The sequence below is a fragment of the Pseudomonas sp. GW823-FHT02E01 genome, from assembly GCF_058797535.1.
On the sequence record NZ_JBXAJS010000001.1, the window covers coordinates 122,217 to 137,814 of the forward strand.

Consider the following 15,598-nt stretch of genomic DNA (forward strand, 5'->3'; position numbering starts at 1 on the left):
GATACCCACATTCAACGATTGACTGCCCAACGCGAGCGGGCAGGCGCTTGTGCGTGCCCCGCTCGCGGAAACAACACACTGCAATAACAACAAGTACGACCAGGCAGCCAGGATGGCGGCGCCGAATAAACCCGAGCGGTATGGGTGAGTTCGATCAGCAAACGCAAATCCCTGTGGGAGCGAGCTTGCTCGCGATAGCGATGTGTCAGGTGACATCAATGTCGATTGTGCCGGCCTCATCGCGAGCAAGCTCGCTCCCACAGGGTCTGCGTTCTGACCGAAGTCCCCGATACGGGTTTGCAATCCACTATTAAGCCGGGCCGTGTTGGCCGGGCGACTGAAACCTGTTGGGAGTTTCACATGGCAAACGCCTCCAGCATCTACAGGAAGGCTCTTGAGGGTCACCAGGCACCGAAAAAGGTGTTGGTGAAAATCGATCGCGTCACCAAGAAGTTCGACGAAACCATCGCTGTGGACGATGTGTCCCTGGAAATCCACCAGGGTGAAATCTTCGCCCTGCTCGGTGGTTCCGGTTCCGGCAAATCGACCCTGCTGCGCATGCTCGCCGGTTTCGAGCGCCCGACCGAAGGCCGGATTCTGCTCGACGGTGTCGACATCACCGACATGCCGCCGTACGAACGACCGATCAACATGATGTTCCAGTCCTACGCGCTGTTCCCGCACATGACGGTAGCGCAGAACATCGCCTTCGGCCTCAAGCAGGACCGTTTGCCAGCGGCGGAAATCGACGCCCGGGTGCAGGAGATGCTGCGCCTGGTGCACATGACCCAGTACGCCAAGCGCAAGCCGCACCAACTGTCCGGCGGCCAGCGTCAGCGCGTGGCCCTGGCCCGTTCCCTGGCCAAGCGTCCGAAGCTGCTGCTGCTCGACGAACCGATGGGCGCACTGGATAAAAAGCTGCGTTCGCAGATGCAATTGGAGCTGGTGGAGATCATCGAGCGCGTGGGCGTGACCTGCGTGATGGTGACCCACGACCAGGAAGAGGCCATGACCATGGCCCAGCGTATCGCGATCATGCACCTGGGCTGGATCGCCCAGATCGGCAGCCCGGTGGACATTTATGAAGCACCGGTCAGCCGCATGGTCTGCGAATTCATCGGCAACGTGAACGCCTTCGACGGCACCGTGGTCGAGGACCTGGAAGGTCACGCGATCATCCACAGCCCGGACCTGGAGCAGAAGATCTACGTCGGTCACGGCGTCAGCACTTCGGTACAGGACAAGTCGATCACCTACGCGATCCGCCCGGAAAAACTGCTGGTCAGCACCGTCAAGCCGGATAACCGCTACAACTGGTCCGCTGGCAAAGTGCATGACATCGCCTACCTGGGCGGGCACTCGGTGTTCTACGTCGAGCTGCCTGGGGGCAAGATCGTCCAGTCGTTCATGGCCAACGCCGAACGCCGTGGTGCGCGTCCGACCTGGGACGATCAGGTCTACGTGTGGTGGGAAGACGACAGCGGCGTGGTACTGCGCGCATGAAAACCTTCAATCAGCAATTCCTGAGGTGGGTCCCCAGCGGGCGCAAGTTCGTCATCGGGATTCCGTTCATCTGGCTGTTCCTGTTCTTCATGTTGCCGTTCTTCCTGGTGATGAAGATCAGCTTCTCGGAAGCGGCCCTGGCCATTCCGCCCTACTCGGAGATCTACACCTTCGCCGAGCAGAAATTCCAGCTGTTGCTCAACATCGGCAACTACACCCTGCTGGGCGAGGATGAGCTGTACCTGTCCGCCTATCTGGGCTCGTTGAAGGTGGCGTTTTTCAGCACCGTGATGTGCCTGGTGATCGGTTTCCCGATGGCCTACGCCATCACCAAGGCCAGCAAGGAAGCGCAGAACGTGCTGATGCTGCTGATCATGATGCCGACCTGGACCGCGATCCTGATCCGCGTTTATGCGTGGATGGGCATCCTCAGCAACAACGGCCTGCTCAACGGGTTCCTGATGTGGACCGGGCTGACCTCGCACCCGATCGAGATCCTCAACACCAACATCGCCGTCTACATAGGCGTCGTCTATGCATACCTGCCGTTCATGGTGCTGCCGCTGTACGCCAACCTGGTCAAACATGACCAGAGCCTGCTGGAGGCCGCATCGGACCTGGGTTCGAGCACCTTCAACAGCTTCTGGAAAATCACTGTGCCTTTGGCCAAGAACGGCATCATCGCCGGTTGCATGCTGGTGTTCATTCCGGTGGTCGGTGAGTTCGTGATTCCGGAACTGCTGGGCGGCCCGGAAACCCTGATGATCGGCCGTGTGTTGTGGCAAGAGTTCTTCAACAACCGCGACTGGCCAGTGGCGTCCGCCCTGGCGGTGGTAATGCTGTTGATCCTGATTGTGCCGATTCTGCTGTTCAACCGCAGCCAGGCCAAAGAGATGGAGGCACGGGGATGAAACGCTTCGGATTTTCAAAGTTCATGCTGATTTTCGGCCTGTCGTTTATCTACCTGCCGATGCTGATTCTGGTGATCTACTCGTTCAACGCCTCCAAGCTGGTGACGGTGTGGGGTGGCTGGTCGATCAAGTGGTACGCCGGTTTGCTCGACAACAGCCAGTTGATGGGTTCGGTGCTGCGCTCGCTGGAAATCGCCTGCTACACCGCGATTGCGGCAGTCGCACTAGGGACGCTGGCCGCGTTCGTCCTGACCCGCGTCACACGCTTCAAGGGCCGCACGCTGTTCGGTGGCCTGGTCACCGCGCCGCTGGTGATGCCTGAAGTGATCACCGGCCTGTCGCTGTTGCTGCTGTTCGTGGCCATGGCGCAGTTGATCGGCTGGCCGATGGAGCGTGGCATCGTCACGATCTGGATCGCCCACACCACGTTTTGTGCCGCCTATGTGGCGGTGGTAGTCTCCGCCCGCCTTCGCGAACTGGACCTGTCCATCGAAGAAGCGGCCATGGACCTGGGTGCGAAGCCGTTCAAGGTGTTTTTCCTGATCACCATTCCGATGATCGCGCCGTCACTGGCGGCCGGCGGCATGATGTCGTTCGCCCTGTCGCTGGATGACCTGGTGCTGGCGAGCTTCGTGTCCGGCCCGGGTTCCACGACCCTGCCGATGGAGGTGTTCTCGGCGGTGCGTCTGGGCGTCAAGCCCGAGATCAACGCCGTGGCCAGCCTGATCCTGTTGGCAGTGTCGATCGTGACCTTCATGGTCTGGTACTTCAGCCGTCGTGCCGAAGCCACCCGCAAGCGCGCGATCCAGGAAGCCATGGACCAGACCGCCAGCGAATCCTGGCAGCAACCTGAAAAGAAAATGCTGGAAGCCACCGCCTAAGACGCTGTGGTTTGCTCTTTGTGGCGAGGGGGCTTGCCCCCGTTCGGCTGCGCAGCAACCGTAAAACCAGTGCGTTCGGTGTAACTGAAACACCGCGGAATCCGGTTTTGGGGCCGCTGCGCGACCCAACGGGGGCAAGCCCCCTCGCCACAGGTGCTGTTTTCACTGTTTTGTGTTTTTGAATAAAAAAATGGAGTTGTACCGATGAAAATGTTTGGCAGGGCTCTGCTGACACTGTCCTTATTGGGCGCAATCGCCACCGGCGCCCAGGCCAATGACAAGGTTCTGCGCGTCTATAACTGGTCGGATTACATAGGCCCGGACACCGTCAAGAAATTCGAGGACGAGACTGGCATCCAGGTGACCTACGATGTCTTCGACAGCAACGAAACCCTTGAGGCACGCCTGCTGGCGGGTAAATCCGGCTACGACATCGTCGTGCCGTCCAACAGCTTCCTGGCCAAGCAGATCAAGGCCGGTGTCTATCAGGAACTGGACAAGTCGAAGCTGTCGAACTGGAAAAACCTCAACCCGGTGCTGCTGAAAAACGCCTCCGCGAGCGATCCCGACAACGCCCACGCCATCCCGTACATGTGGGGTTCGATCGGCATCGGCTTCAACCCGCAGAAGGTCAAGGAAGTGCTCGGCGCCAACGCCCCGACCAACTCCTGGGACCTGCTGTTCAAACCGGAAAACGCCGAGAAGCTAAAAGCCTGCGGCATCAGTTTCCTCGATTCGCCGACTGAAATGATCCCGACCGCCCTGCACTACCTGGGCTACCCGGTGAACGATCAGGACAAACAGCACATCGCCGAAGCCGAGGCGCTGTTCATGAAGATTCGCCCGAACGTGGCGTACTTCCATTCGTCGAAATACATCTCGGACCTGGCCAACGGCAACATCTGCGTGGCCGTCGGTTACTCCGGCGACGTGCTGCAGGCCAAGGCCCGCGCCCAGGAGGCCGGGGACAAGGTGAAGATCGACTACAGCATCCCGAAAGAAGGCGCCGCCAGTTTCTACGACATGCTCGCCATCCCGCGCGATGCCGCCAACGTCGAGAACGCGTACCTGTTCATGAACTTCCTGATGCGCCCCGACGTGATTGCCGACATCACCAACAACATCGGCTACAGCAACGCGAACGCTGCGGCCACGCCACTGGTCGATGAAGCGATCCGCAACGATCCGGGCTCCTACCCGCCGGAAGCGGTGATGGCCACGCTCTATGCCGTGCCGGACCAACCGATTGCCGTCCAGCGGATCATGACCCGTGGCTGGACCAAGGTGAAGTTGGGCCAGTAATTCACTCAGTTGATCTGCTGAGCCTGAGATTGCCATCGCGAGCAAGCTCGCTCCCACAGTGGTCCGTGTTGAACCAATGATGTGCGAACGACGCTCCCCCCTGTGGGAGCGAGCTTGCTCGCGATGAGGCCAGAACAGCCAGCACACATTTCAGCTTTACCCATTTCCGTTCACGCAGCGCCTTACCACCGCTGCCTCTCCTGCAAGTAGAACGGCCTCACCTGGCTCCCTCGGTTCAGGTGAATTTTGGCGCCCTCGGGCGCCTTTTTTATTGGGGATCGATCAAAGGCCATTCGGCCAGTGCCCGATAGCGGCCCTTGTGGGATTCGAACAGGGTGAACCGGTCGGCACGCAGGAAGAATTCCGGCGCCGTTGCGGACTCCGGCACCGGTGCCCGATACTGCCGTGCCAGGGTCAGATGCGGACGGTATTCCCTTGGCGCTTCCTCCAGCCCGAACGGCAACATCGCCTGTTCCAGGGCGTACACCAGGCGCAACAATGCCGGGGGCGCCTGCTCCGGTGCGAGCACCAGCGCCCCTGCCCTGCGCCACACGTCCAACCGATCCAGCACCACCGTCAAGCGCTCGCCCGGTGTACGGATCGCCGCCGCAGCGGTACAGATATCAGCAATCTGCGCCGCGCCCACCGCCCCCAAAAACTTCAGCGTCAGGTGAAAGTTTTCCGCCGGCACCGGCCGTCCGTTACGCAGTTGCAGCGCACTGCGCCACTGCGCTATCTCCCGGCGCTGGGCCGGGGCGCAGTTCAGCGCAAAGAACAGACGCTTGAACGGCTCGCGGGATTCGTCGTTCATGCCGGACACCTCGTGGGAAGACTGCCTGAGTGTACCCAACACTCGCGTACCGACCAGCGCATTCCTGGCATCGTGGGGCAGGCGCGTTATAGTTTTAGCATCCCGAAAAACCGGAGGGGGCCATGCGACAGATCATCAGCAAGGAACCATGGTGGGCCAGACCGCCCGAGCCCGGCCAGGATGAACTCAAGCTGGAATGGGGCTGGCTGGTGCACTACAGCGAAGGCGAGCCGCGCTTCGAGTTCATCCGCGAGCGGCCGACGGACGACGAGATCCGCCAGCGCAAGAGTTGCAGGATCACCCCGACGCCGGAGTGATCCCGCGTAAGGCGTCAGGCCTGGAGGAGCAATTCGAACCCGCCGTACACCATGCGCTGGCCATCGAAGGGCATCGGATTGACGTCCGGCTTCATGCGCGGGTCCTGCATCATCTTGTCCATTCCGGCATTGCGCCTGGCCTTGTCCGGCCAGACGATCCAGCCAAAGGCAACGGTTTCGCCTTCCTTGAGCTTCACCGACATTGGAAACGAGGTGACCTTGCCTTCCGGGACATCCTCGCCCCAGCATTCGACCACGCTCAAGGCACCGTTTTCCTTGAAAATCGAGGCGGCGATTTCGGCGTGTTTGATGTATTGCTCACGGTTGGCGGTGGGTACGGCAGCGATAAAACCATCGACATAAGACATGAGTATTTCTCCTTGGGTCATGGGGTGTTCTGCTGGGTAGTCGATTGCGCTGGCGTCCAATCGACAGCGCCGGTACTCAAACCGACCGGTGGTTCAGTACGCACCGCCAGGCTGCCTTCGATCTGCCCCGCCATGTAAAGCGTGCCAGCCATGACGCCGGTGGTCGGGTTCTGCACCAGTTTGAGCCAGGCCTTGTCGAAGGTATTGCCCAGGCTGCTGCGGATCAGCGCCTCGCTGTCGGGCCGGTCATTGGCCTGAATCAGTGCGCGAATGCCCGCCACCCCTACCGTGATCAAGCCACCGGCGAGTCTCCCGGCCGCCGCGGCCACGGCGCTGGCGGCCCCGCGCGGGGCCATCTCGGCTTCCATCCGCCGGCTGGCGCGCCTGGCCACCGGCGCCATCGCGGTGTCAGTCGAACCCACCCCCTTGTCGCCACCGGCCTTGTGGATTTTGTCGACCAGCGCGGCGAAGGCCGGCAAGGTGTTCAGCGATTCGGTGTGCACGATCTGGTACAACGAGGCGTCCCGCGCCGGCGGCGGCCCGAGGGCGATGGCCGGGATTTTCTGGATGCGCCCGTTGAGCTGGGCCATCGGCACGCCGTGGCGGGTGGAGGTTTTCTGCAGCTCTTCCTTGAGGATGTCGACGTAGAACGCCGCTGCCAGACCGAGAATCGCATCGGGATCGACTTCCAATGCCGCCGGGGCCAGGACCTTCTCCTGATAGGCTTCGAGCAGGTACGCCGCCAGGCGTTTTTCCGATGCGTCCTGCTCACCCTTGGCGCTGAGGGTGTACCAGCTGACCTTCACCGACAGCCATTCCTGGGTCCAGTAGCTGCTGAACCACGGAATGAAATTCTGTTCGGTCAACTCATAGACCCGTGTACGCCAGTACTCCATGGCGCCGCGGGCATAGATTCTGGTCTGCTCGGTGGCTGACTGCGACGCAGCGACGATCTCCCGGTCCACTTGCTGCCAGGTGCTCGTTGAGACGATGACCGGCACCACTTCCACCGGCGCACGCGGCGGTGTGGCGCACCCCGCCAACACCACCAGCACGGCGACGATCAGCGAACGCAGGCTCAAGATTGCGACTTCCCGCAGTGTGCACCGGACGAAATGCCCGACACTCGAAACCATCGGTTTAAGTATAGGTGGCGGTGCTCTGTAGGCCGCCATCGCGAGCAGGCTCGCTCCCCCCCTGGTCGGCGGTGAACCTGTGGGAGCGAACCGGCTCGCGATGGGGCCAGAGCAGACAGCGCAAATTGCACCATCACTTGCGTCGATATTCACCATCGCCGCGATTGCCTTCCGCTTGAACGCCGTCAGCGTAGGATCAATTCCAAGCCAACACGAAACCCCGAATCGGAGGGGAACCTCATGCTGATCCATCTGCTGACCTGCCTGGCCCTGACGGCGTTCACATTGAGTGTGTTTGCCTGGTACGTCCTGAGCGAGGAACAAACATCATGATTCACACTGTCACCCTCGCCGTACGTTTTCCGGTGTTCGGCAACAATTTCTACGCGCAGGAATTCGAGTCACGTAAAGAGTTGACTCTTCTGTTCGACGAGAAGTTCGAGGCGTTGCTGATCCCGGCAGCCGATCATCACTTCAGCAACGAAGTGGTCGGGCTCAATGATCAGTTCCGTTTTTTGAATGACGTGCTGGTCGAGCATCTGCTGGATGTCGAACTGGCAAAAGGCTCGGCCCGTTCGTTCGGGTTCTGACAGCGACCGCCGGTCGCCCGGGCACGGACGGCAACCGCTCACAACGTTCGCTGGCTATTGCCGATCCCCTTGGCAATATCAATCCCCCAATCCATCGCCGCTTCCATGTCCAGCATGTGCGGCCGTGGGTCGTGGTTCTCATCGATGGCCGAGCCGTCCGGCCGATAGACACCGATGAACATGCCCAACGAACCGTCCTTCAATATCTCTGCCTTGACTTTGATGTTGCATCCGTTCGATAGCGTTTCCTTGTGCTCCATATGGCGCTCGGTCATGACTGCATTGCTCCCCTGACTGAATTCAAACCCTACTGGCCATGCTAGCTCAGCCCTCCGGAATGCGCCGATTGGCAGGACCGGAGGCCGGCCCTGACAGCGGCGCAATGCCACCTATACTCAAGGCCACCTCCCCCAGGGGATCTGCACGTCCAACAATAAAAAGCAGAGGTGGAACATGGTCTGGCAGCAAGTCTACGATCCGTTCGGTAACCCGGTGCTTTCAACGCTCATGGCGGCTGTGCCGGTGGTGGTGATGCTGGCGGCCCTCGCTTTTTTTCATATCAAGGCGCACCTGGCGGCGTTGCTCGCCCTGGTCTCGGCCTTGCTGATCTCGATCTTCGCCTTCGGCATGCCGGCGAGCATGGCCGGTTCCGCGGCGCTGTTCGGTGCGGCCAACGGCCTGCTGCCGATTGGCTGGATCGTGTTGAACATCATCTTCCTGCATCGCCTGACCACCGAGAACGGTTCGTTCAAGGTGCTGCAAGACTCCCTGGCGCGCATCACCGATGACCGGCGCCTGCAATTGCTGCTGATCGCCTTCTGCTTCGGGGCGTTTTTCGAGGGCGCGGCCGGTTTCGGTACGCCGGTGGCGGTGACCGGGGCGATTCTGATCGGGCTGGGGTTTTCGCCGCTCGCCGCTTCAGGGCTGGCACTGATCGCCAACACCGCCCCCGTGGCGTTCGGCGCCCTCGGCACACCGATCATCACCCTGGCCAAGGTCACCGGACTGGATGAAATGGAGCTGTCGATGATGGTCGGCCGGCAGTTGCCGTTCTTCTCGGTGCTGGTGCCGTTCTGGTTGATCTGGGCCTTTGCCGGCTGGCGCAAGATGGTGGAAATCTGGCCGGCGATCCTGGTGGCCGGGGTCAGTTTTGCCGTGCCGCAGTTCCTGGTGTCCAACTATCACGGGCCGATGCTGGTGGACGTGATCGCCGCACTGATTTCCATGGCCTGCCTGACCGGTTTCCTCAAGGTGTGGAAACCGGCCACCGTGCATACCTCCGCCGCCCTGTCCGGCCGGGTCGACAACTCGAAGATCGATGCCGAGCACGACGAAAAGCCTGTACCCACTGCAACCTTTGCCAATGAAGCAAAACCGGCAGTGATGCGGGCGTGGATGCCGTGGCTCATCCTCACGGTCTTCGTGTTCATCTGGGGCACCCAGGGCTTCAAGAACACCTTCGACACCCGCCCCGCCATCGACCCGCAAACCAGTGCCGCCAAGCTCGATCCTCAGGGCAAGCCGATGCGCGAGGCGAACCCGCTGTTTGCGCCGGTCGTGACCTTCACCACCCTGCACTTGCAGGTCGAGAAAGTCCCGCCCGTGGTGGCCGCGCCGAAAACCGAAGAAGCGGTGTACAAGTTCACCTGGTTCACCGCCACCGGCAGCGGCATTCTGCTGGCGGCGATTGTCGGCGGTTTGCTGATGGGGTACTCGATCCCGCAACTGATTCACCAGTACCTGCGCACTTTGTGGGTGGTGCGTTATTCGCTGATCACCATAGTGGCGATGCTCGCGCTGGGCTTCCTCACGCGCTACTCGGGCCTGGATGCGACCATGGGCCTGGCTTTCGCCGCGACGGGCATTTTCTACCCGATGTTCGGCACCCTGCTCGGCTGGCTCGGCGTGGCGTTGACAGGTTCAGACACCGCGTCCAACGTGCTGTTCGGCGGCCTGCAACGGGTGACATCCGAGCAGTTGGGCATCAGCCCGGTGTTGATGGCTGCAGCCAACAGTTCCGGCGGGGTCATGGGCAAGATGGTCGACGCCCAGTCGATCGTGGTCGCGTCCACCGCCACCCGCTGGTACGGCCATGAAGGGGAAATCCTGCGCTACGTGTTCTTCCACTCGATTGTGCTGGCGATCCTGGTCGGTGGCCTGGTGACGCTGCAGGCCTACGTCGCACCGTTCAGCCATATGGTGGTGGGCGGGCATTAAATTCTGCTTAAGCCTGATCCACGCCCGGGTTCACCACCCGGGCGTGGCGTAGCGCACACTGTGGGAGCGAGCTTGCTCGCGATGGCGGAGTGTCATTCAACATAGATGTCGACTGGTCTGCCGCTATCGCGAGCAAGCTCGCTCCCACAGTGAGTGGTGGTACGTCGAGCAGACAACGATCCCATGGACAGCTGAGCCTGACGGGCCAATGATTAAGACAGTGGACCGCGAATACAGACCTCACGCATCAACAAAACGAGTGTCGAGCGCCGATGAACATTCTCTACGATGAACGCGTTGACGGCGCCTTGCCCGACGTCGACAAACAGGCGCTGTTGCACGCCCTGAAAACCCGCTTGCCAGCTCTTGAGATCTTGCATCAGCGCGAGGAAACCAAGCCCTACGAATGCGACGGGCTGTCGGCCTATCGCACCACGCCGATGCTGGTGGTGCTGCCCCGATCCATCGACGAAGTCCAGGGGGTGCTGCGGGTCTGCCATGAACTGCGCGTCCCCGTCGTGGCCCGTGGCGCGGGCACCGGGTTGTCCGGCGGCGCGTTGCCCCTGGAGAAAGGCGTACTGCTGGTGATGGCGCGCTTCAACAACATCCTGCACATCGATCCAGCCGCCCGTACCGCACGGGTTCAGCCCGGCGTACGCAATCTGGCGATTTCCCAGGCAGTGGCACCCTTCGGCCTGTATTACGCGCCGGATCCTTCCTCGCAAATCGCCTGTTCGATCGGCGGCAACGTCGCGGAAAATGCCGGTGGCGTGCACTGCCTGAAGTACGGCCTGACCGTGCACAACGTGCTCAAGGTCGACATCCTCACCGTTGATGGCGAGCACCTGAGCCTGGGCTCCAACGCCCTCGATTCCCCCGGTTTCGACCTGCTGGCGCTGTTCACCGGCTCCGAAGGCCTGCTCGGGGTGATCACCGAAGTCACGGTCAAGCTGCTGCCCAAGCCGCAGACCGCCAAAGTGCTGCTGGCGGCGTTCGATTCCGTGGAAAAAGCCGGGCGCGCCGTCGGCGACATCATTGCCGCCGGCATCATCCCCGGTGGCCTGGAAATGATGGACAACCTGGCCATCCGCGCCGCCGAGGACTTCATCCACGCCGGTTATCCGGTGGATGCCCAGGCCATTCTGCTGTGCGAGCTCGATGGTGTCGAAGCCGATGTTTCTGATGACTGCGACCGGGTGCGCCAGGTACTGCAACAGGCCGGCGCCACCGAGTTACGCCAGGCCAAGGACGAAGCCGAGCGTGTGCTGTTCTGGGCCGGGCGCAAGAATGCCTTCCCGGCGGTGGGTCGTCTCTCGCCGGACTACTACTGCATGGACGGCACCATTCCCCGTCGCGAACTGCCTGGCGTACTGCACGCCATCGCCGAGCTTTCGAACGAATACGGCCTGCGGGTGGCCAACGTGTTCCATGCCGGCGACGGCAACATGCACCCGCTGATCCTGTTCGATGCCAATCAACCCGGTGAACTTGATCGAGCCGAAGCCCTGGGTGGCAAGATTCTGGAGTTGTGCGTGAAGGTCGGCGGCAGCATCACCGGTGAACACGGCGTGGGCCGCGAGAAGATCAACCAGATGTGCGCGCAGTTCAACAGCGATGAGCTGACCCTGTTCCATGCCATCAAGGCCGCCTTCGACCCCAGCGGCCTGCTCAACCCCGGTAAGAACATTCCGACCCTGCACCGCTGCGCCGAATTCGGTGCCATGCACATACATGGCGGTCAATTGCCCTTCCCCGAGCTGGAGCGCTTCTGATGCACGGCCCTGAAGATTTCGATGACAGCCAGTCACTGCTGGAACAGGTCAATCAGGCGCTGGAAAACGTCACGCCCTTGCGCATCCAGGGTTCCAACAGCAAAGCCTTTCTCGGCCGCACCACGGCCGGGGAAATTCTCGACACCCGCTCGCACCGGGGTATCGTCAGTTACGACCCGACTGAACTGGTGATCACCGCCCGTTGCGGCACACCGTTGTCGCAACTGACGCAGGTGCTGGACGACGCGCAACAGATGCTGCCCTGCGAGCCACCATCCTTCGGCGACGGCGCCACCGTCGGCGGCATGATCGCCTGCGGGCTGTCCGGGCCACGGCGCCCGTGGTCCGGTTCGGTGCGCGATTTCGTGCTCGGCACGCGGGTCATCACAGGGCAAGGCAAGCTGTTGCGCTTCGGTGGCGAGGTGATGAAAAACGTCGCCGGCTACGACCTGTCGCGCCTGATGGCCGGCAGTTACGGCAGCCTCGGGCTGATTACCGAAGTTTCCCTCAAAGTGCTGCCCAAACCCCGGCAGTGCCTCAGTATCAGCCTGGAAATGGACGCCGAACGGGCCTTGTTGCGCCTGGCGGAATGGGGCCAGCAGCCGTTGCCGATCAGCGCGGCTTGTCACGACGGTTCACGCCTGCACCTGCGGCTTGAAGGCGGTGAAGGTTCGGTATCGGCAGCCCATGAGCGCCTCGGAGGCGAACGGCTGGAGTCTTGCTGGTGGGGCGATCTCAACGAACAGCGCTTGAGTTTCTTCGATGAAGACCAACCGCTTTGGCGCCTGTCACTGCCGCACAACACGCCGCTTCTGTCGTTGCCGGGGCGCCAGTTGATCGACTGGGGGGGCGCCCAGCGCTGGCTGAAATCCGATGCCGAAGCGGCGTACATCCGCCAGGTCGTCGACGAGGTCGGTGGCCATGCCACCTGCTTCAGCCATGGCCTGACCGACACTCCATTCCAGCCTCTGCCCCCGGCCCTGATGCGCTATCACCGCAACCTGAAACAACAGCTCGATCCACGGGGTATCTTCAACCCCGGACGCCTGTACGCGGAGCTTTGAACCATGCAGACGACCTTGAGTGAACGCGCCAGCCAATTGCCACGCGCCGCAGAAGCCGAAAGCATCCTGCGCACCTGCGTGCACTGCGGGTTCTGCAATGCCACGTGCCCGACCTATCAATTGCTCGGCGATGAACTGGACGGACCACGGGGTCGCATTTACCTGATCAAGCAGGTGCTGGAAGGCAACGACGTCACGCAAAAGACCCAGCAGCACCTGGACCGCTGCCTGTCGTGCCGCAACTGCGAAACCACCTGTCCGTCGGGCGTCGACTACCACAACCTGCTGGACATCGGGCGGGCGGTGGTCGATGCGGCGGTGCCACGCCCGCTCGGTCAGCGCCTGTTGCGCGAAGGGTTGCGGCAGACCGTGCCGCATCCGGATTTGTTTAAAAGCCTGATCAATGGCGGCCAAGTGTTCCGCGCACTGCTGCCCGACTCCCTGCAAAGCAAATTGCCGCGCAGTGCATACCCGGCCAAACCGCGACCCATGACCCTGCGCGAGCGTCAGGTGCTGATGCTCGAAGGTTGCGTGCAGCCCAGTCTGTCACCCAACACCAATGCCGCGGCGGCGCGGGTGCTGGACCGCTTGGGGATCAGCGTCATCGCGAGCCGCGAAGCCGGTTGCTGCGGCGCCGTGGACTACCACCTGGACGCCCAGGCCGCCGGCCTCGATCGCGCCCGGCGCAACATCGACGCGTGGTGGCCGAGCCTGGAAAAAGGCGCCGAGGCGATTGTGCAGACCGCCAGCGGTTGCGGCGCCTTCATCAAGGATTACGGCCACCTGCTCGCCAGCGATCCGGCCTATGCCGACAAGGCAAAAAAGGTCAGTGCGCTGGCCAGGGATCTGGTGGAAGTGTTGCGCGACGAACCGCTGGAGCAACTCGGCATCCACGCCTCGCAACGCTTGGCCTTCCATTGCCCCTGCACCTTGCAGCACGGGCAGAAACTCGGCGGTGCCGTGGAAGCGCTGCTGACCGGACTCGGTTTCAACCTGACCTCCGTCCCCGACGGGCACCTGTGCTGCGGTTCGGCGGGCACCTATTCGCTGACCCAGCCTGAACTGTCGCGACAACTGCGCGACAACAAGCTCGACGCCCTGGAAAGCGGCCATCCCGAGGTCATTGTCACGGCCAACATCGGCTGCCAGTCGCACCTCGACGGCGCAGGGCGAACCCCGGTGCGGCACTGGATCGAACTGGTCGAAGCCAACTTGCCTTAACCGGCCCCTGGAGATGCCCATGAACCGCAAAGCTGTCCTGAGCCAGGCCGAAGTCGGCCAGATACTCACCGCCGCCCGCGCCGAAGCACAGGCCAATCAATGGGCCGTGACCATAGTGGTGGTCGATGACGGCGGCCACCCGCTGGCCCTCGAACGCCTCGATGGCTGCGCGCCAGGCAGTGCCTACATCGCCACCGAAAAGGCGCGCACTTCAGCCCTCGGGCGGCGCGAATCGAAAAGCTATGAGGACATGGTCAACGCCGGGCGCTACGCTTTCCTCTCGGCACCCTTGCTGACTTCGCTTGAGGGTGGCGTGCCGATTGTTTTCGATGGACAGGTGATTGGCGCTGTCGGGGTGTCGGGGGTCAAGCCTGAACAGGATGCGCAGGTAGCGAAGGCCGGGGCGCAGAGCGTGAAATGAGGTTTTGGCATCATCACTTCCCCCTGTGGGAGCGAGCTTGCTCGCGATAGTGGCAGACCAGTCGACATCTATGTTGAATGACATTCCGCCATCGCGAGCAAGCTCGCTCCCACAGGGTCCGTGTTAAACCAGTCATGAGGAGTTGCAGCAATGACCCGTCTAACTGCCAAAGACTTTTCCCCGCAACTGCTGGAACTGTACGACTACTACGCCCACGGCAGGATCAACCGCCGGGAGTTTCTCGACCGTGCGGCGCTGTTTACCTTCGGCGGTTTGACCGCTGGAGCCCTGCTCGCAGCGCTAAGCCCCAACTATGCGCTGGCCGAGCAGGTCTCCTTCACCGATCCGGAGATTATTGCCGAGTACATCACCTACCCCTCGCCCAAGGGCCACGGCCAGGTTCGCGGTTATCTGGTGCGTCCGGCCAAAGCCACCGGCAAAGTACCAGCAGTGGTGGTCGTGCACGAAAACCGCGGGCTCAACCCCTACATCGAAGATGTGGCCCGGCGGCTGGCCAAGTCCGGTTTCATCGCCCTCGCCCCGGACGGCCTGAGTTCGGTCGGCGGTTATCCGGGCAATGACGACAAGGGCCGCGAGCTTCAGGCCAAGGTCGACCCGGAAAAGCTGATGAACGACTTTTTCGCCGCCGTCGAATGGATGATGAAACACCCTGCCGCTACGGGAAAAGTCGGTATCACCGGGTTCTGCTATGGCGGTGGCGTGACCAACGCCGCCGCGGTGGCCTATCCGGAACTGGGGGCCGCCGTGTCGTTTTATGGCCGTCAGCCAACGGCCGAGGAAGTGCCCCGGATCAAGGCCCCGGTGATGCTGCACTACGGCGAACTGGACACGCGGATCAACGAAGGCTGGCCCGCCTATGAGCAAGCGTTGAAGGCCGGGGGCAAGACCTATGAGGCCTACATTTATCCGGGCTGCAATCATGGCTTTCACAACGACTCCACGCCGCGCTTCGACGAGGCGGCGGCCAAGCTGGCGTGGGAACGGACGTTGGGGTGGTTTCGCAAGTATCTGGTTTGACCAGGGAAATACTCGGCCAGCAGGACTGGCCTCATCGCGAGCAAGC

At 61.9% G+C, this 15,598-nt stretch carries 16 protein-coding genes; 12 read left to right on the forward strand and 4 right to left on the reverse strand.

Annotated features, from left to right (window positions below; all coding sequences use genetic code 11):
* Positions 1-360 precede the first annotated feature (360 nt).
* From potA to AC1RDQ_RS00525, 4 genes are all read left to right on the forward strand, one after another.
* Complete coding sequence (potA, locus tag AC1RDQ_RS00510; RefSeq protein ID WP_102672777.1) at positions 361-1,503, forward strand: polyamine ABC transporter ATP-binding protein; 1,143 nt, start codon at positions 361-363, stop codon at positions 1,501-1,503.
* Positions 1,500-2,414, forward strand: coding sequence for an ABC transporter permease subunit (locus tag AC1RDQ_RS00515; RefSeq protein ID WP_150814396.1), 915 nt, complete (start codon positions 1,500-1,502; stop codon positions 2,412-2,414). Before potA ends, AC1RDQ_RS00515 begins: the two co-directional genes overlap by 4 nt.
* On the forward strand, positions 2,411-3,295 hold the full coding sequence (locus AC1RDQ_RS00520; RefSeq protein WP_340316946.1) for an ABC transporter permease subunit: 885 nt from the start codon (positions 2,411-2,413) through the stop codon (positions 3,293-3,295). The genes AC1RDQ_RS00515 and AC1RDQ_RS00520 overlap by 4 nt, the downstream gene beginning before the upstream one ends.
* Positions 3,296-3,499: 204 nt before the next feature.
* A complete protein-coding gene (locus AC1RDQ_RS00525; RefSeq protein ID WP_492585885.1) occupies positions 3,500-4,597 on the forward strand; it encodes a polyamine ABC transporter substrate-binding protein in 1,098 nt (365 codons plus the stop codon).
* Positions 4,598-4,865: 268 nt separating this feature from the next.
* Here the strand turns inward: AC1RDQ_RS00525 and thpR are convergent, their stop codons facing one another.
* Positions 4,866-5,408 carry an RNA 2',3'-cyclic phosphodiesterase gene (gene thpR / locus AC1RDQ_RS00530; RefSeq protein WP_492585887.1) on the reverse strand — a complete coding sequence of 181 codons (543 nt, stop codon included), beginning with the start codon at positions 5,406-5,408 and terminating at the stop codon, positions 4,866-4,868.
* Positions 5,409-5,530: 122 nt separating this feature from the next.
* On the opposite strand from thpR, the gene AC1RDQ_RS00535 reads away from it, so the two are divergent.
* Positions 5,531-5,725 carry a hypothetical protein gene (locus tag AC1RDQ_RS00535; protein WP_056727280.1) on the forward strand — a complete coding sequence of 65 codons (195 nt, stop codon included), beginning with the start codon at positions 5,531-5,533 and terminating at the stop codon, positions 5,723-5,725.
* Between the two features lie 14 nt (positions 5,726-5,739).
* Here the strand turns inward: AC1RDQ_RS00535 and AC1RDQ_RS00540 are convergent, their stop codons facing one another.
* Together AC1RDQ_RS00540 and AC1RDQ_RS00545 are read right to left on the reverse strand one after the other, a co-directional pair.
* Positions 5,740-6,093 (reverse strand): DUF1428 domain-containing protein, encoded by a 354-nt coding sequence (locus AC1RDQ_RS00540; RefSeq protein ID WP_090456179.1) that lies wholly within the window; start codon positions 6,091-6,093, stop codon positions 5,740-5,742.
* 17 nt (positions 6,094-6,110) lie between these two features.
* Positions 6,111-7,175 carry a hypothetical protein gene (locus AC1RDQ_RS00545; protein WP_492585889.1) on the reverse strand — a complete coding sequence of 355 codons (1,065 nt, stop codon included), beginning with the start codon at positions 7,173-7,175 and terminating at the stop codon, positions 6,111-6,113.
* Positions 7,176-7,558: 383 nt separating this feature from the next.
* Between AC1RDQ_RS00545 and AC1RDQ_RS00550 the strand changes: the two genes are divergently transcribed.
* Positions 7,559-7,819 (forward strand): hypothetical protein, encoded by a 261-nt coding sequence (locus AC1RDQ_RS00550; RefSeq protein WP_090456182.1) that lies wholly within the window; start codon positions 7,559-7,561, stop codon positions 7,817-7,819.
* 38 nt (positions 7,820-7,857) lie between these two features.
* Here the strand turns inward: AC1RDQ_RS00550 and AC1RDQ_RS00555 are convergent, their stop codons facing one another.
* Positions 7,858-8,094, reverse strand: a complete 237-nt coding sequence (locus AC1RDQ_RS00555; protein WP_090456183.1) for a hypothetical protein — start codon at positions 8,092-8,094, stop codon at positions 7,858-7,860.
* 178 nt (positions 8,095-8,272) lie between these two features.
* On the opposite strand from AC1RDQ_RS00555, the gene AC1RDQ_RS00560 reads away from it, so the two are divergent.
* The 6 genes from AC1RDQ_RS00560 to yghX all read left to right on the forward strand — a co-directional run bounded on the left by AC1RDQ_RS00560 (position 8,273) and on the right by yghX (position 15,552).
* Positions 8,273-10,036, forward strand: coding sequence for an L-lactate permease (locus tag AC1RDQ_RS00560; protein ID WP_218497691.1), 1,764 nt, complete (start codon positions 8,273-8,275; stop codon positions 10,034-10,036).
* 272 nt (positions 10,037-10,308) lie between these two features.
* Positions 10,309-11,808 carry a glycolate oxidase subunit GlcD gene (gene glcD / locus AC1RDQ_RS00565; RefSeq protein WP_218497694.1) on the forward strand — a complete coding sequence of 500 codons (1,500 nt, stop codon included), beginning with the start codon at positions 10,309-10,311 and terminating at the stop codon, positions 11,806-11,808.
* The gene (gene glcE / locus AC1RDQ_RS00570) at positions 11,808-12,872 is read left to right on the forward strand and encodes a glycolate oxidase subunit GlcE (protein ID WP_492585891.1); all 1,065 of its coding nucleotides are present in this window, start codon (positions 11,808-11,810) and stop codon (positions 12,870-12,872) included. Before glcD ends, glcE begins: the two co-directional genes overlap by 1 nt.
* Positions 12,873-12,875: 3 nt before the next feature.
* Positions 12,876-14,093 carry a glycolate oxidase subunit GlcF gene (glcF, locus tag AC1RDQ_RS00575; protein ID WP_218497698.1) on the forward strand — a complete coding sequence of 406 codons (1,218 nt, stop codon included), beginning with the start codon at positions 12,876-12,878 and terminating at the stop codon, positions 14,091-14,093.
* Between the two features lie 19 nt (positions 14,094-14,112).
* A complete protein-coding gene (locus tag AC1RDQ_RS00580; protein WP_090456193.1) occupies positions 14,113-14,514 on the forward strand; it encodes a heme-binding protein in 402 nt (133 codons plus the stop codon).
* Positions 14,515-14,664: 150 nt separating this feature from the next.
* Positions 14,665-15,552 carry a YghX family hydrolase gene (gene yghX / locus AC1RDQ_RS00585; RefSeq protein ID WP_492585893.1) on the forward strand — a complete coding sequence of 296 codons (888 nt, stop codon included), beginning with the start codon at positions 14,665-14,667 and terminating at the stop codon, positions 15,550-15,552.
* Positions 15,553-15,598: the final 46 nt, after the last annotated feature.

Excerpts from the sequence above, each read along its gene's own strand:
- potA (WP_102672777.1), top strand. The coding sequence starts at position 361 with ATGGCAAACGCCTCCAGCATCTACAGGAAGGCTCTTGAGGGTCACCAG.
- AC1RDQ_RS00515 (WP_150814396.1), top strand. The coding sequence starts at position 1,500 with ATGAAAACCTTCAATCAGCAATTCCTGAGGTGGGTCCCCAGCGGGCGC.
- AC1RDQ_RS00520 (WP_340316946.1), top strand. The coding sequence starts at position 2,411 with ATGAAACGCTTCGGATTTTCAAAGTTCATGCTGATTTTCGGCCTGTCG.
- AC1RDQ_RS00525 (WP_492585885.1), top strand. The coding sequence starts at position 3,500 with ATGAAAATGTTTGGCAGGGCTCTGCTGACACTGTCCTTATTGGGCGCA.
- thpR (WP_492585887.1), bottom strand. The coding sequence starts at position 5,408 with ATGAACGACGAATCCCGCGAGCCGTTCAAGCGTCTGTTCTTTGCGCTG.
- AC1RDQ_RS00535 (WP_056727280.1), top strand. The coding sequence starts at position 5,531 with ATGCGACAGATCATCAGCAAGGAACCATGGTGGGCCAGACCGCCCGAG.
- AC1RDQ_RS00540 (WP_090456179.1), bottom strand. The coding sequence starts at position 6,093 with ATGTCTTATGTCGATGGTTTTATCGCTGCCGTACCCACCGCCAACCGT.
- AC1RDQ_RS00550 (WP_090456182.1), top strand. The coding sequence starts at position 7,559 with ATGATTCACACTGTCACCCTCGCCGTACGTTTTCCGGTGTTCGGCAAC.
- AC1RDQ_RS00555 (WP_090456183.1), bottom strand. The coding sequence starts at position 8,094 with ATGACCGAGCGCCATATGGAGCACAAGGAAACGCTATCGAACGGATGC.
- AC1RDQ_RS00560 (WP_218497691.1), top strand. The coding sequence starts at position 8,273 with ATGGTCTGGCAGCAAGTCTACGATCCGTTCGGTAACCCGGTGCTTTCA.
- glcD (WP_218497694.1), top strand. The coding sequence starts at position 10,309 with ATGAACATTCTCTACGATGAACGCGTTGACGGCGCCTTGCCCGACGTC.
- glcE (WP_492585891.1), top strand. The coding sequence starts at position 11,808 with ATGCACGGCCCTGAAGATTTCGATGACAGCCAGTCACTGCTGGAACAG.
- glcF (WP_218497698.1), top strand. The coding sequence starts at position 12,876 with ATGCAGACGACCTTGAGTGAACGCGCCAGCCAATTGCCACGCGCCGCA.
- AC1RDQ_RS00580 (WP_090456193.1), top strand. The coding sequence starts at position 14,113 with ATGAACCGCAAAGCTGTCCTGAGCCAGGCCGAAGTCGGCCAGATACTC.
- yghX (WP_492585893.1), top strand. The coding sequence starts at position 14,665 with ATGACCCGTCTAACTGCCAAAGACTTTTCCCCGCAACTGCTGGAACTG.